7 protein-coding genes are annotated in these 16,217 nt (G+C 46.3%); 4 read left to right on the top strand and 3 right to left on the bottom strand.

Annotation, left to right across the window (positions count from 1 at the left end; all coding sequences use genetic code 11):
- Positions 1-70 precede the first annotated feature (70 nt).
- The gene (locus NDA03_RS08280) at positions 71-1,345 is read left to right on the top strand and encodes a styrene monooxygenase/indole monooxygenase family protein (protein ID WP_348237799.1); all 1,275 of its coding nucleotides are present in this window, start codon (positions 71-73) and stop codon (positions 1,343-1,345) included.
- A gap of 118 nt (positions 1,346-1,463) precedes the next feature.
- On the opposite strand, the gene NDA03_RS08275 is transcribed toward NDA03_RS08280, so the two are convergent.
- The 3 genes from NDA03_RS08275 to NDA03_RS08265 form a co-directional block, all read right to left on the bottom strand.
- Entirely contained in the window at positions 1,464-2,783 is a 1,320-nt protein-coding gene (locus tag NDA03_RS08275) for an MFS transporter (RefSeq protein WP_348237798.1), read from the bottom strand.
- Positions 2,784-2,893: 110 nt separating this feature from the next.
- On the bottom strand, positions 2,894-3,736 hold the full coding sequence (locus tag NDA03_RS08270; protein ID WP_348237797.1) for an iron-siderophore ABC transporter substrate-binding protein: 843 nt from the start codon (positions 3,734-3,736) through the stop codon (positions 2,894-2,896).
- Positions 3,737-4,116: 380 nt separating this feature from the next.
- Positions 4,117-5,070: a sucrase ferredoxin gene (locus NDA03_RS08265; RefSeq protein ID WP_348237796.1), complete on the bottom strand. Its 954-nt coding sequence runs from the start codon at positions 5,068-5,070 to the stop codon at positions 4,117-4,119.
- A 578-nt stretch (positions 5,071-5,648) separates the two neighbouring features.
- Between NDA03_RS08265 and NDA03_RS08260 the strand changes: the two genes are divergently transcribed.
- The 3 genes from NDA03_RS08260 to NDA03_RS08250 all read left to right on the top strand — a co-directional run bounded on the left by NDA03_RS08260 (position 5,649) and on the right by NDA03_RS08250 (position 16,008).
- Complete coding sequence (locus NDA03_RS08260) at positions 5,649-5,822, top strand: hypothetical protein (RefSeq protein ID WP_348237795.1); 174 nt, start codon at positions 5,649-5,651, stop codon at positions 5,820-5,822.
- A 93-nt stretch (positions 5,823-5,915) separates the two neighbouring features.
- Complete coding sequence (locus tag NDA03_RS08255; RefSeq protein WP_348237794.1) at positions 5,916-11,384, top strand: amino acid adenylation domain-containing protein; 5,469 nt, start codon at positions 5,916-5,918, stop codon at positions 11,382-11,384.
- Complete coding sequence (locus NDA03_RS08250; protein WP_348237793.1) at positions 11,377-16,008, top strand: SDR family NAD(P)-dependent oxidoreductase; 4,632 nt, start codon at positions 11,377-11,379, stop codon at positions 16,006-16,008. The genes NDA03_RS08255 and NDA03_RS08250 overlap by 8 nt, the downstream gene beginning before the upstream one ends.
- Positions 16,009-16,217: the final 209 nt, after the last annotated feature.

Raw genomic sequence — 16,217 nt, 5'->3', positions numbered from 1 at the left:
AACTTGCTGAGTTCTCTTTGAAAGCGATCGCCATTTAAACCTAGACCTACTCAACTTCGGAGGATATCCCATGAAACGAATTGCGATTATTGGCGCTGGTCAAGCGGGTCTTTACTTAGGGATTAGTCTGGTGGATGCAGGCTATGCAGTGACTCTATTTAGCGATCGCACCCCAGAAGCTATCCTCAATGGCAAAATAATGGCAATGCCATTGTTGTTTCCAGATGCGCTACAACTTGAGCGTGACCTGGGACTCAATTTCTGGGATGAGCAGTTTCTGGGTTGCGACCAATTTCATAACAACCTGTGCGACCCACAGGGCAATGTTGCCTTAGTTGTCTCCTCCACTCTAGAAAAGCCCTGGCGAGGTGTGGATCAACGCCTCAAATTATCCGTTTGGATGCAGGAGTTTGTCCGCAGAGGCGGCGAATTGGTTGTTCAGGCAATGACGTTACAAAACTTGGAGGAATATGCTCAAAACTACGATCTAGTCGTGGTATCTGCTGGTCGTGGCTCCTTCTCGACCTTGTTTGAGCGGGACGAGCAAAAATCCCAATACGACCAGCCAAAGCGCCATTTAGCTGGCGGAATTTACACCGGACTCAAGGGAGATCCGATGAAGGGACGCACCTTTCAGGTCAGTAATATACCCGGCGCTGGAGAGATGCTCCAGTTTCCGTTTTATACCAATAGCAAAGATTCCGCTTACACTGTTGCCTTTGAAGCCTACCCTGGTGGAGCAATGGATCGGTTTGGCAAGGTCCAATCCGGTCAAGAATTAGTGGAACTCAGCAAACAAGTCATCCAGGAATTGACCCCGTGGAACTACGAAACGGTCAAGGATATGGAATTGATCGACGAGCAAGCATGGGTTCGTGGGGCAATTACACCGACTGTGCGTAAGCCGATTGGTCGTTTGCCATCAGGTGCAACGGTGATGGGGATTGGCGATACAGTGATTTTGCACGATCCCGTTGGAGCGCAGGGAGCGAATAACGCCACAAAGATGGCACATCTGGTCGCGCAACGGATTGTCGAACATGGCAACCAACGCTTTGATGAGTCATGGATGCAGGAAGTCTTCGATGAATTCTGGCAATATTGTCAGCATGGTCATGCCTTAACGGATTGCTTGTTGACGCCTCCGGCTCATCTGCAAGAGATTGCGATCGCAATGGCTCAAAATCCAGAAGTTGCCAGGGATTACTTGAACGGTATCAACAATCCACCCAATCTGTCTCCGTGGTTCTTCGATCCTGAAGAAAGTAAAAAATATTTAGCTAAGAAGACGTTGCTGAATTCGATAGAACCGGAAGATCGACCAGTAGCGCCGATCGCTGGGTAGCGCTGAGGTAAACAGCTAGCGACTAGCGCCACAAGTTCTAATAATGCAGCAATACTGAGAGCGGAAGCGGTTAATGAACGCTTCCGCTTACCTGGCTTGCACCTAAAAAACCTCACCCTCAGCCTCCGCATCTGGAGTCCTCAACTTCTGGCTCCACATCATGGTCAGGTAAGCTGATTTCCACGTCGCGCAACACGCGGAAGCCATACCCACCCAAACCTATCAGCAATAAGCTGATGGAAGTGATGACATACAAAAGCGCCATCCCTGCACCCGATCCCGTGCCGAATAGCCTGCCGAGGATGGGTGCAAGAACACCTCCTGGCATCATCGCTGGTTCAAAAACGTGGTCGGCAAGTGGCCCAGCGATTAATAGAGCGATCGCGCTAACAACTTGCTTAATTGCCGATCGGGCAGCGAAAACCCGTCCTTGCACATCCGGTCTTACCTTGCTGAGCAAGATTGCTGTGTTGGAACTGCTCAATAAGGGAAAATTCAGCGATGAGCAGAACTGGGCGGGAAACCAAATCATGAGCATCTGACCCAACCCAAAGACGGTTTTACTCAGACCCGCCCCCACCATTGCCAGTAAAAAGCCGTGGATGCGGCGCTTAGAGCCGCCCCAGGCACTCAAGAGAAACGCTCCCGTTACCCCACCGAATCCGGCTGCTGAACCGATACTGCCTAACACTCTGGCATCATTCCCCGTGCGTGCCAAAATCATCGGTGCATACAAGGCAGCGCCCAGATCGTGGGCAAACCAGAACAAGGACGCCGCGACTACAATGGCGAGCAGACCGGGACGCACCAGAATATAGTGGAAGCCGAAGATAATCGGCTGGAAGATCCCTTTATCGTGAGAGGATGTCTCGCTACTTGTGGGTTGGGGGATATGTATCTTGAGAACTGTGCCGATAGCGATCGCAAATGTGACGATATCGATGAGCGAGATCCCAGCAAATCCAATCGTGTAGTAAAGTACACCCGCCAGCGCGGGAGCAATAATAATCGAACTGTAATGAATCGCAGAATCCAGACTGGTAGCACGGGTGTAATGCTGTTTGGGCACCAGCATTGCAATCGATACTGAATACGCCAGCGCTTGAATTTCGCTAAAAGCACCGCTAACCGCGCCACCGACGTAAAGATGCCAGATTTGCAATTGGTTGGTCAGGTACAGCCAAAGAATTACCACAGTACACAAAGCTGTCACCGTGTCGCCAATCATCATCAGGAATTTGCGGTTCCAGCGGTCTACAATTAGCCCAGCAATGGGTGTAATTAAGATACTCGGCACCAGGGTAAAGAAACCCACTAAAGCAAGTGCCGTCGCCTGACCAGTCAGTTCCCACATCCAGATTTGGATGGCAAAACTGGTCATATAGCTACCGATCGTTGAGACTAGCTGACCGATCCAAATGATGAAGAAGGTTCGCATATTAGTTTTGTTAAGGCGGTTTCCATCCGAGTAGAATATCCCTCCCATTGGTGAATGTAGTGTTTTATCGATTGTGGGCGGTTTTGGATGAATCTTGATTAGGGATTAAACTATTGAGTCAAAGCTGCAACTTTAGGGAATTTCTTGCCCTTGCTTGATTTCTCTGTTACCAAATATTTAAACAAGTCATCGAGAACTCGATTGGCTCCGATAATGCCCCAACTGCTAATCCAGGCATCGCTATTGACTTGGTATACCTTACCTTGTTTAACCGCATTCAATTGGAACCAAAGCGGATGATTTGTAAATTGGTTTAACTTAGATTCCTTACCTTCTCCGAGTACTAAGAAAATCGCATCACCTTCCATTTTAGGAATTAGTTCTAATGAGAGATTTTCCGAGTTTTTATCTTTATTCTGCGCTGATGGACGGAGCATACCGATATCATTGAGAATGAGTCCACTGAAGGAGCGCTTCATGTAAATGCGGACTTGATCTGCCCAAAAATTAACCACAGATACCTGGATTTGCGAGAAGCGATCGCCCATTTGCTCTTTAAACGTTTCGACGCGCTGATTATAATTCCTTAAAAGCTTTTCGGCTTCTGGCGTCTTACCCAGCGCTTCGGCAAATGTTCTCAGCCACTCTTTCCAGGTAATACTCCCTTCAACAAAAACTGTCGGGGCAATTTGTGATAGCTTCTCATAGATTTCTTCATCCCAAGACCAACCCAAAATCAAGTCTGGCTTCAAGAACAAAATTTTCTCCAGGCTTGGTTGCCCATTTATGCCAAGTTTTGTAATTCCTTCAGTTTGATTCCGGAGATAGGAGGGAAACTCCCCATCTCCTAAGGTTGTGGCACCTACAGGCTTGATCCCTAAAGCTAAGACATTCTCCAAGTTTCCCAGCACAATTACCCGCTGCGGATTAACGGGAACCTTTGTTTCTCCCATTGCGTGCTTGACTACTCGTACAGCTTGAGAAGGCAAGTTTAGAGAAACATTAATACTGTTATTCGTCCCATTCTTTTTGGCATTATTCCCACAGGCAGAAACAATACAAATTGTTAAAAGTGTTATTAACAACAGTCGGATATTACGCTGACTATAGTTGGTCTTTGAATTCAAAATTGTATAACAGCGGAAAATAAAATACTGAAAATAAATAGCGACTTTGTTTAAAAAATGGGCTATTTGTTTGATTGAAAACATATTAATTTTAAAAAATATTTGACCACCAAGACGTTAAGAACACAAATCAAGAAAAAGATGATTTGACAATCGAAATATAATCTCTATGTCTTAAAAGGATATTTTTAGAAATTTATCTATTACTACGAAATACTTACCAGGTTTTTCGTAATATATTGGTTGAATTCATACAATTCATTGCTGTCACATTCTCCTTTTAAATGAAGAGTTTTATGTTTATCTTCAATAATGTCGGCTCTATAGACACTCAGAACTCCATTCGGAGTTTTAAAAGTTATTTCAACTTGATTAAAATTTTCATCTTCGCTTCGCTCAATTATCTGATAGGCAACCTGATAGTTAAACCAATCCCAGCCATATTTGAGGATGAGTTCTTTTTCTAAGATTTGAGCTGCCCAAGGTAAAATGCCCCAACCGCGATAGACATTGTTCAAGCACTGAATGTCACCCGTTCGGGTCAGAATGGCAGCAAATGATTTTTGGTTGAGTCTGCCATAGTATCTTCCCTCTGGAAAATCAATCGCAGTAGGGGCAAAGCGATGACCGCCAATGTGACTGGCTTGCCAAACGCGGACTCGATCGAGTGATAAGTTAGAGACAGCAGCTAAAGCAGCTTTGTAAAAAGGATTTCCATACTTAGCGCAACATTTATCATGGCTACCGTGAGTGCATACTAAAATATCTCTTGTTTGAATATCTATCGCCTCCTGTTCTGGAGGGTTTCCTGTTAAACAGTCTTTCAGTAAAGAAGCTACATCATTGATATCTGAAATCAGAAATTCTTGCTTGGTGTAACCTACTGAAAGTCCGGTGTTTGCTCGGAAAATTATCAGTCGCTTGTTGCGATCGCGCTTAGTTTGGTCGCTATGAATCAATACAACCCGAACAGAAAGTTCCTCTGTATCAATTTCCTCCTTCAAGGCTTTTAAATTAGCCGGGAGGAATTTTGAATCAAGGGGATCGGGTGTCCAAGGCGGTGGACACTCAATCAGTACATAGATTTTGTGATTCGTTGCACACCCGATAATCTGTTCTCCAGCTTGGCATGACTCTTCGGCGCAAAAGAATCCATTCATCGCTTGATTACTTGCGGTGTAACAATTTGTTTGCTTCAAATTTCCTCACGCCCAATCGATGCGCTCACTACGACCTAGTTGGTTATTGAAAGTTATTATCACTAGGTCAGCAACATATAACGTCTTATCTGCCAATGTCAAGGGTATAAAAAAAATTAGTCTATTGAGAACTCATGTCAGTTTTTTCTGAAAATACCCGATTTAGCGTCCAGAAAAATTTGCACGCCTTGACCGGGAGAGCATGAAACTATAGCGGTTTTCCGTTCGCTCATATACAAAGCCTAACCCCCAGCCGCATTCCGTGATAGGGAAGCGGAGCAAGTCTCGTTCCTTGTAGGAGAAGGGCTGGGGTTATGTCAGACTCTACTGCACAAGCGTCGGGGGAAGCTTTCCGGCTAGTTTAAGTCATGCTTCCCCCAACCCTAGAAGAGCAAAAGCCGGAATTTTATTTCTGAAAAAATTTTGCGATTGCTACTTGCCAAACTTGCAAGCTTTGTACTAAGGTTATCCAAGCTTATTAAAAATAAATGTCAATAGTAGTGAAAAGTTACCGCTAAGAACCCTCTTGAAGAGGAGCGTTGGCAAGAACGCCAACACCAGAATTTGCGAGCTTTTTTGCTCTGCCGAGGGTTCCTAAAACTCCCAAAAACGCTGATTTAAAAGCAAAGACAGATGAAGCGCTCAGTTTTAATCCGACCATCTGGTTTGGAGGTACAGATGCGCGGTTTCCGTTCGGCAACGCGAATCTTTGACGAGAAAGTTTGAACTAGAGAGTTTGAACTTTGTGGTCGGATTCAATCGTTCAGGGTTAAAAAAGTCAGGGTTGAAAAAGCAGAAAAAGTAACATGGTCGATTTTTGCCAAGATTTTCCAGAAAACCCGCCTAAGAAAATTGCCACTTTAGCAGACATTCTGCGCTATCGAGCTGTAAACGAACCAGAAAAACTGGCGTTTACCTTCTTGCAGGACGGGGAAACATCAGCCGAGAACCTGACTTATCGAGAGCTGGATCGGCGCAGTAGAGCGATCGCATCCCAGCTGCAAGCGATGGGTTTAAGTGGCGAACGGGCTTTATTGCTTTATCCACCGGGTTTGGATTATCTAGCGGCATTTTTCGGTTGTTTGTACGCAGGCGCGATCGCCGTTCCCGCTTATCCGCCTCGCAACCAACGCAACACGCCGAGAATTCAAGCAATTTTGCAAGATGCACAGGCAAAAATCGCGCTCACCACAACGGCGATTTTTGCGAAAGTGCGATCGCTTCTCGCTCAAAAAACTGACTCAGATGCTTTAAATTGGCTCACCACAGACAACATTGCCAATGGCATCGAAGAGAATTGGGAACCGCCAAGCATTCATCAAGACACATTAGCTTTTCTGCAATACACCTCCGGTTCTACTGGGATACCGAAAGGAGTCATGCTCACTCATGGCAACCTACTGCACAATGCCGCCATGACTTACCGACTCATGGAGCATTCGCCCAGTAGCAAATTTGTCTCCTGGCTGCCGATTTATCATGACATGGGGCTTATCGGCGGTGTCCTGCAACCCTTGTATGGCGGGTTCCCTTGCTACTTAATGTCACCCGCGTCTTTTCTGCTGAGTCCGTATCGCTGGCTGAAAGCGATTTCTGACTACCAAGGGACTACCAGCGGTGGCCCGAATTTTGCCTATGAACTGTGCGTTCAGAAAATTACACCTGAGCAAAAAGAAACCCTTGATTTAAGCAGATGGAGTGTCGCTTTTAACGGTGCAGAACCCATCCGCCAAGATACTTTAGAGCGGTTTGCAGATGCCTTTGCTTCCTGCGGCTTTTTAAAAACAGCTTTTTATCCCTGTTACGGGATGGCGGAGGCTAGCCTGATCGTTTCTGGTGGTGTTAAGGCAGCAGTTGCGGTAACGAAAACCGTTCAAAAAACGGCATTAGAACGCAATCAAGTCATTGATGCTGATGACGACGACAATTCCCAGCCTCTGGTCGGTTGCGGGAACACATTACCAGAACAGGAGATTGTTATTGCAAATCCTGAAACTTTAACCCGATGTGCGCCAGATGAAATCGGTGAAATTTGGGTTTCAGGCCCTAGTGTCGGTCACGGTTATTGGAATCGACCAGAGGAAACGGCGCAAACCTTCCGCGCCTCCCTGGCAGATACGGACGGAAAGCCTTTTTTAAGAACAGGCGACTTGGGATTTTTGCACAATGGGGAACTGTTCATCACAGGTCGAGCCAAAGATTTAATTATCATCCGGGGTCGCAACCTTTATCCCCAAGACATCGAAAGAACGGCAGAATGCAGCCATCCAGGATTACGTGCAGGCAGTGGTGCCGCTTTTGCGGTAGAAGTCGGCAATGAAGAACGGCTGGTCGTGGTGCAAGAGGTAGAATTTCGCGCGAAACCGAATGTTGAGGAAGTCACCGCCGCCATTCGTCAGGCAGTTGCAGAAGAACATGAGATACAAGTTTATGCGGTAGTTCTGATTAAAGGTGGCAGTATTCCCAAGACTTCCAGTGGGAAGATTCAACGCCGCGCTACTCGTGCGGAGTATCTTGCAGGCGAATTGGATGTTATTGGTAGCAGTATTTTAGAGAATTCCTATCATCTCGAAAATGAAGATAATCTCACCCGCGAAGAGTTACTGGCTGTTGAGTCGGAAGAACGTCAGCAGCGATTAGAGGCTTATCTGCAAAGGCAAGTAGCGCGGGTGCTGGGTGTTGCGTCGTTTGAATTAGATTTTGGGAACGAACCGCAGAGGACGCAGAGGAAGAATCACAGAGGAAATATTAGTGTTGAGCAGCCTTTGAGCCGTTTTGGTCTCGACTCGTTGATGGTTTTCGAGTTGAAGAATCGGATCGAGGTTGATTTGGAGGTAGCTGTATCCATCGCGGATTTGTTCGAGGGAGTTAGCATTACCCAACTGGCAACGCAGATACTCGACCAACTTACTCAGGCGGTTCCGTCTGCATCGATACCTTTGTGCAGAGTTGAGAAAACTACTGACGAGCATCCGCTTTCTTTTTCTCAAGCTAGATTGTGGTTTGTCAATCAACTGCAACCAGGAACTCCGGCTTACAACATTCCCATTGCGGTTCGCCTGACAGGACGGTTGGATGTGCCAGTGCTGGTTCGTAGTATTCACGAAATTATCCGGCGACACGAAATCTTGCGGACAAGCTTTGCCCTAGTGGAGGGCGAACCCGTGCAAGCGATTTCTGGGGAAAGCTGCGTCACCTTAAATTTACCAGAGGTGGATCTGCGGCAATTGCCCGATGCTGAGAGACAAGCGCAAGCGCAACAATTTGCGATCGCAGAGGCTCAAACGCCCTTCGATTTGGCACAAACCCCGTTATTCCGGGCAAAACTGCTGCATCTAACCGCAGAAGAGTCGATGCTACTGCTCACGCTGCACCACATTGTTGCTGATGGTTGGTCGGTTAAAGTTTTCGTCCGAGAATTGACAGCACTTTACGAAGCTTTCTCGACCGGAAAGCCTTCGCCACTTGCTGAACTTCCCATCCAATATGTTGATTATGTCGATTGGCAACAACGATGGTTCTCCGGTGAGAAGCTAGAAACTCATCTGAATTATTGGAAGCAGCAGTTAGGGGGAGAACTTCCCGTATTAGAGTTGCCAACTGACCGGGCGCGATCGCCAATTCAGACTTTTCGGGGAGCGCAGCAAACGTTAGTGCTGCCCAAAGCATTGACTGAGGCAATCAAAATGCTAGGTCAGCAGGAGGGTGTCACCTTATTTATGACCTTGCTGGCGGCGTTTCAGACGTTACTTTACCGTTATTCAGGACAGGAGGAAATTTTAGTTGGTTCGCCAATTGCCAACCGCGATCGCGCTGAGCTGGAATCCTTGATTGGGTGCTTTGTCAATACTTTGGTGTTGCGTACCAATTTGGCGGGAAATCCCAGTTTTAAAGAATTATTGGTGCGAGTGCGAAAGATAGCAATTGATGCGTATGTTCACCAAGATTTGCCCTTCGAGAAGCTGGTGGAATTACAGTCGAGTCGGGATCTGAGCTATAACCCGATATTTCAGGTAATGTTCGTCCTCCAGAATCCCTCATTATCAACGGTTTCATTACCAGAGTTAACTTTAAAAACTTCGGAAGTTGAGAGTGGAACCGCAAAGTTCGATTTATTCCTATCAATGATAGATACGGAACAGGGATTGAGCGGAACGCTGGAATACAACACCGATTTGTTCAACGCGGACACTATCACCCGAATGTTAGGGCATTTCCAAACCTTACTGGAAGGAATTGTTGCCGATCCAGAGCAGTGTTTATCAGATTTGCCGCTATTAACTGCATCTGAGCGTCATACTTTGCTGGTGGAATGGAATGACACTCAAGTTAATTACCCCCAAAAGTGTATCCATCAACTATTTGAGCAGCAGGTAGAAAAGACACCGGATGCGATTGCATTAATCTTCGACAATGTAGAGACAGGATTCAGTGAGTCTCTAACTTACCGCGAGTTAAACAACCGAGCGAACCAGTTAGCGCACCAGCTGCAACAGATGGGCGTGCAGCCAGATGTTTTGGTTGGCATCTGCATGGAGCGATCGCTGGAAATGGTAGTCGCTCTTTTAGGAATCTTAAAAGCGGGTGGTGCTTATGTACCTTTAGACCCCACGTATCCGAAAGAGCGCTTAGCGTTCATGCTGGCAGATGCCCAAGTGTCACTACTGCTAACTCAACAATATTTGGTTAATCAATTACCGCAACATCAAGCGATTATCTGTTTAGATCCCGAATGGGAAACGATTACCCAAGAGGGTACAGAAAATCCTATTTCATCTGCTACACCAGAGAACTTGGCTTATGTAATTTATACCTCTGGTTCCACAGGAAAGCCCAAGGGAGCGATGAATACCCACCGGGGGTTAAACAATCGCTTGCTGTGGATGCAAGACACCTACAAATTAACAACAACCGACAGAGTTTTACAAAAGACTCCATTCGGCTTTGATGTGTCAGTTTGGGAATTTTTCTTGCCTTTGTTAACGGGTGCTAGCCTCGTTTTAGCTAAACCAGGTGGTCATCAAGATAGCGGTTATTTAGTCCAACTGATTGCCAAGCAAAAAATCACGACACTGCACTTCGTCCCCTCCATGCTGCAAGTATTTTTAGAGGAGTTGGAGGTAGTAAAATGTAACAGCCTTAAGCGGGTATTTTGTAGCGGCGAAGCCCTACCTTTTGATTTACAAAAGCGCTTTTTTATCCGTCTAGGTGCAGTAGAGTTACATAATCTTTACGGACCGACAGAAGCGGCAATTGATGTTACTTTTTGGGATTGCCAGCGTAACAGCCAACGGCGAATTGTTCCCATCGGTCGTCCGATTGCCAATACACAGATATATCTCTTAGATTCGCATTTACAACCTGTTCCGATTGGCGTTCCGGGCGAGTTACACATTGGCGGTTTTGGTTTGGCTAGAGGTTATCTGAATCGACCAGAGTTAACCCAAGAGAAGTTTATTCAGAATCCTTTTAAAGACGTAACCAACGAGCCTTCTGCCCTCGTGGGGAAGGGTGAGAGCCGCCTTTACAAAACCGGAGATTTAGCCCGCTATTTGCCAGATGGAAATATTGAATTTTTGGGAAGAATTGACCACCAAGTAAAAATTCGGGGTTTCCGTATCGAATTGGGAGAAATTGAGGCGGTGTTGTTACAACATCCCCAGGTGCGAGAAACGGTGGTGCTTGCCAGAGAAGATATGCCCAACGACCGCCGCTTAGTCGCTTATGTAGTTCCGAATCACGATGCTGAACTTTCGATTAATGAATTGCGCGATCGCTTAAAACAAACTCTTCCTGAATACATGGTGCCTTCGGCTTTTGTATTTCTAGATACTCTACCGCTGACACCCAATGGAAAAGTCAATCGTCGCGCCTTACCTGTTCCGGAAAATCAGCGTTTAGAGTTAGCAGTTTATCAACCGCCTCAATCGGAGATTGAAAAAACAATTGCAACTGTTTGGCAAACGGTACTGAACTTAGAGAAAGTCGGGATTCACGATAATTTCTTTGATATCGGGGGACATTCATTACTGATGCTTCAGGTGAATCACAAACTGCGGACAGTTTTTAACCAAGAGATATCAGTCGTTACTTTGTTTCAAAACCCAACCATTTATTCGCTGGCGCAATACTTAAGCCAACAACAGCCTGCTTTTGAAGAGATGCGCGATCGCGAAGCTGGACGCGATAGTGTCCAGCGCGCTCGAAAGCAAATAGAGGCTATCAATCGCCAAAAAGAACTATTGAGCAAGCAAGGTAGAAAGACTCATGGATAACGCTACAAATTACGATTCTCTGGAAGGCATTGCCATTATCGGCATGAGCGGACGCTTTCCCGGCGCGAAGAATGTCGAAGAATTTTGGCAAAATTTACGCGATGGAGTCGAATCAATTTCGGTCTTCACCAATGAAGAATTAATAGATGCTGGAATCGAGTCAGGGTTACTCGATAATCTCAATCATGTAAAAGCTGGTGCCGTATTAGAAGATGTTGAGTTTTTTGATGCTTCTTTCTTTGGTTTTAACCCCAAAGAAGCGGAAATGACCGACCCGCAACACCGGATATTTTTAGAGTGTGCTTGGGAAGCGCTGGAAAATGCTGGTTACGACACCCAAAGATGTGAAAGTCGCATTGGCGTTTATGCGGGGGCTAGCTTAAATAACTATTTATCCTTTGATTTAAATGGCGACCAAATCGGGTCAGCCAATAGTTTCCAAAAGTTAATAGGCAACGATAAAGATTTCCTCACGACTCGCGTTTCTTACAAATTAAATCTTAAAGGGCCAAGCCTGACCGTTCAAACAGCTTGTTCTACTTCATTAGTGGCGACAACTCTGGCTTGCCAAAGTTTATTAAATTACCAATGCGATATGGCGTTGGCGGGTGGAGTTTCGATTCGGGTACCGCAAAAAACAGGTTATTTATATCAAGAAGGGGGAATATTATCTCCTGATGGTCATTGCCGCGCCTTTGATGCTGATGCACAGGGAACCATTATTGGGAATGGTGTGGGAGTGGTCGTTTTAAAAAGATTAGAGGATGCGATCGCAGATGGCGATCGCATTCAGGCGGTAATCAAAGGTTCCGCCATCAATAACGATGGTTCTGAGAAAGTCGGGTATACAGCACCCAGCGTCAACGGACAAGCAGACGCGATCGCAGAAGCACTCGCCCTCGCTGGAGTCGATCCGGAAACCATCACTTATATCGAAACTCACGGAACGGGAACCGTCTTAGGCGATCCGATTGAAATTACCGCGCTTTCTAATGTTTTTGGTGCCAATACCGAGAAAAAGAATTTCTGCGCCATCGGTTCCGTCAAAACCAATATCGGTCATCTGGATGCAGCAGCGGGAGTCACGGGACTCATTAAGACGGTTTTGGCGCTGAAACACAAGTTAATTCCACCCAGCTTGAATTTTCAACAGCCAAATCCTGAGATTGATTTTGTCAATAGTCCCTTTTACGTCAATACCCATCTGACGGAATGGAAGGCTTCAACCCCGCGCCGTGCCGGAGTCAGTTCTTTGGGGATTGGTGGCACCAACGCCCATGTGGTTCTGGAAGAAGCGCCAACGGTAAAAGCATCGGGTTCTTCGCGTCCCTGGCAATTAGTGGTGCTTTCCGCCAAAACGGAATCGGCACTGGAGACGGCTACGGCAAATTTGGTGGCTCACCTCAAGCAGCATCCCGATCTCAATTTGGCAGATGTTGCTTACACCCTGCAAGTAGGTCGTCGGGCTTTTGAACATCGCCGGATCTTGGTTTGCCAGACGGTTGAGGAGTTAGTAAACCAGTTGGAAACCCCTCATTCTCAAAAAGTTTTAACTCACTTCCAAGAGCCTACTGAACCCTCCATCGCCTTCATGTTTCCCGGACAGGGAGCGCAGTATGTGGATATGGGGCGGGAACTGTACCAGACTGAGCCGATATTTAGCGAACAAGTAGACCGTTGCGCTGCCCTTCTTCAACCTCATATCGGGATGGATTTGCGATCGCTACTTTATCCGAACCAGCCGAATCCTGAAGCCGCCGCAGAAAAACTCAAACAAACTTGCTTTGCTCAACCTGCATTATTTGCGATTGAGTATGCCTTAGCTCAGTTGTGGATGTCGTGGGGCATTTCTCCCCAAGCAATGCTGGGTCATAGCATTGGCGAATATGTAGCGGCTTGCCTTGCGGGTGTCATGTCTGTTGAAGACGCTTTAGCTTTGGTGGCGATTCGTGGGCGACTGATGCAGCAATGCCCAGCCGGAGCGATGCTTGCCGTTTCCTTGCCAGAAGCGGAGGTTAAAAGCCTACTGAATGAGAAATTATCTTTAGCCGCCAGTAACGCACCTTCCCTGTGCGTCGTTTCCGGAACCCTTGACGCTGTAGATGCAATTGAAGCGCAACTTACGGCTAAAGGTGTCGAGTGTCGCCGGTTGCATACTTCTCATGCCTTTCATTCCCAGATGATGGATTCTATCTTGGAGCCATTCATTGAGGAAGTGAAAAAAGTCAAACTGAATCCTCCTCGAATTCCCTTTATCTCCAACGTTACGGGAACCTGGATTACAGCAGCAGAAGCCACAAATCCCGGTTATTGGGCAACGCATCTACGGCAGACAGTACGTTTTTCTGAGGGAATTTCTACATTACTGCAACAGCCAAATCGCATCCTCTTAGAAGTTGGTGCGGGGCGTAGTTTATGTACCCTTGCCAAACAGCATTCCCATGAAGCAATTGGGCAAGTGCTATTGCCTTCGTTACGCCATCCCCAAGAGCAAAACTCAGATATCGCCTTTTTACTCAATATCTTAGGGCGGCTTTGGCTAGCAGGAGTTGCGGTGAATTGGTCTGGTTTTTATGCTGGCGAACAGCGTCACCGCGTGCCGTTACCGACTTACCCGTTTGAACGTCAGCGTTACTGGATTGAACCTCAAACGCAAGTCCGAGCAAACAGTACAGACGAAAGCAAGCTTGGGAAATCGAAGATTACTGACTGGTTTTATGTTCCTTCTTGGAAGCAAATTCCCTTAGTTAAAACGAGAGAGATTTCATCTGCTTGTTACCTAGTTTTTGTTGATGAGTGTGGGATCGGTTCTCAAATTGTCCAACGATTGCAACAAGCTGGACAAGATGCGATTTCTGTTTGGGTTGGAGAGCAATTTAAGCAACTGGATAGCAACGCTTACACAATTAATCCGGCTTGCCAGGATGATTATCAGGCCTTGATTCGAGCTGTGCGGGAACAAGGGAAAACCCCGAATGCGATCGCGCATCTCTGGAGTATCACCCAATCACCGCCTCAGTCCTTAGAAACCAGCCAAAATCTCGGTTTCTACAGTTTGATTTACTTAGCGCCAGCGCTAGGACAACAACCTGTTAGCAATTCCATTCAACTTCTAGTTGCCAGTAACAATCTTTATGACATTATTGGCGACGAGCTATTGTGTCCTGAAAAAGCAACCATCATTGGTTCATGCAAAGTCATTCCTCAAGAGTATCCTCACATCAATTGTCGTCAAGTTGATGTGGCGATCTCGGAATCAGGAACCAACAGCTTAGTAGAGCAACTGTTAGCAGAACTAGGGGCAGATTCAAAAGACTCGATGATTGCCTACCGTGGCAATCATCGCTGGGTTCAGACATTTGAGCCAGTCCCGCTAGAAAAAGCCAGCCAAACCCGGTTACGACAAGAGGGAGTCTACCTGATCACAGGCGGCATGGGAGGGATGGGCTTAGTCTTCGCCGAATACCTTGCCAAGACAGTACAAGCCAAGTTAATTCTAATCGGACGTTCTGCACTGCCTGCAAAAGAGCAGTGGCAGCAATGGCTAGCAACCCATGATGCGCTCGATCCTACCAGCCGTAAGATTCAGAAATTGCAGGAATTGGAAGCATTAGGCGCTGATGTTCTGGTAGTCGCTGCCGATGTTGCGAATGATGAACAAATGCAGAATGCGATCGCGCAATCCCTAGAACGTTTTGGTGAGATTCACGGAGTTATCCACGCCGCCGGAGTTGCAGGTGGTGGCATGATTCAACTCAAAACACCAGAAGTTGTAGAAAGCGTTTTTGCTCCTAAAGTGATGGGAACTTTGGTACTAAATGATGTCCTCAAGGATGTCAATTTAGACTTCGTGGTTCTCTGTTCATCTCTTAGCTCAATCCAAGGCGGATTTGGACAAGTAGACTATAGTGCTGCCAATGCCTTTTTGGATGCCTTTGCTCACCGCAATCCTTTTAAATCCGCTCATACAATCTCGATTAACTGGGATGCGTGGCAAGAAGTTGGCATGGCGGTGAATACTGCCGTTCCTGAAAAGCTCAAACAGTGGCGGGAAGAAAGTCTGAAAAATGGAATTTTATCCGCAGAAGCGGTGGATGTCTTGAGCCGAATTTTGGAAAATTCCCTTTCTCAAGTTATCATTTCAACGCAAGATTTATCCGATGTCATTGAGCAAGCTTCTAACTTTTCTTTATCGACTTATCACGCTCAAACATCAGATGATTCTAGTCAATTATCAGCAACAAGACATCCCCGACCTCTCCAAGCAAATTCCTATGTGGCTCCTCGCAATGAGATTGAACAAGGGATTGCGAATATCTGGCAAGAACTCATCGGAATTGAAAAAATAGGAGTTTACGATAACTTCTTTGAGTTGGGTGGACACTCTTTACTCGCTGTACAAACGATTTCCCGGCTGCGTGAAGCCTTCCAAGTGGAATTACCGCTGCGTACTCTGCTTTTTGAAGCTTCTACAGTCGCTGAACTTGCTACTGTCATTGCTGAAAAACAGCCTAATCCAGAACAAATAGCTGAGATAGAGCAGATGTTAGCGGAGGTGGAAAATCTCTCTTTGGATGAAATACAAGCGCTGGTTGCTAAAGAATCACAAGCAAGCTTTCGTTAGCAAGCATAAAAATTAGATCGGTTATATCTGATTTGCGAACATTATCTTTGTGAACGAACCGCCAAGACGCAAAGAGCGCCAAGGAAGAGAGGAAGAGAAATGGAAAATCTTACAAATTGTTTATGGTGCTATATAGCAATCCTATTTGATTCGCGAACTCATCTTCTCTCTTCTTCTCTTTCCTCTGCGCCCTCGGCGTCCTCTGCGGT

It is taken from the genome of Trichocoleus sp. Lan, assembly GCF_039961855.1.
Lineage (GTDB): Bacteria > Cyanobacteriota > Cyanobacteriia > Cyanobacteriales > FACHB-T130 > FACHB-T130.
The sequence above is the reverse complement of the archived record's forward strand: the minus strand, read 5'-3'. Positions and strand labels throughout refer to the sequence as shown.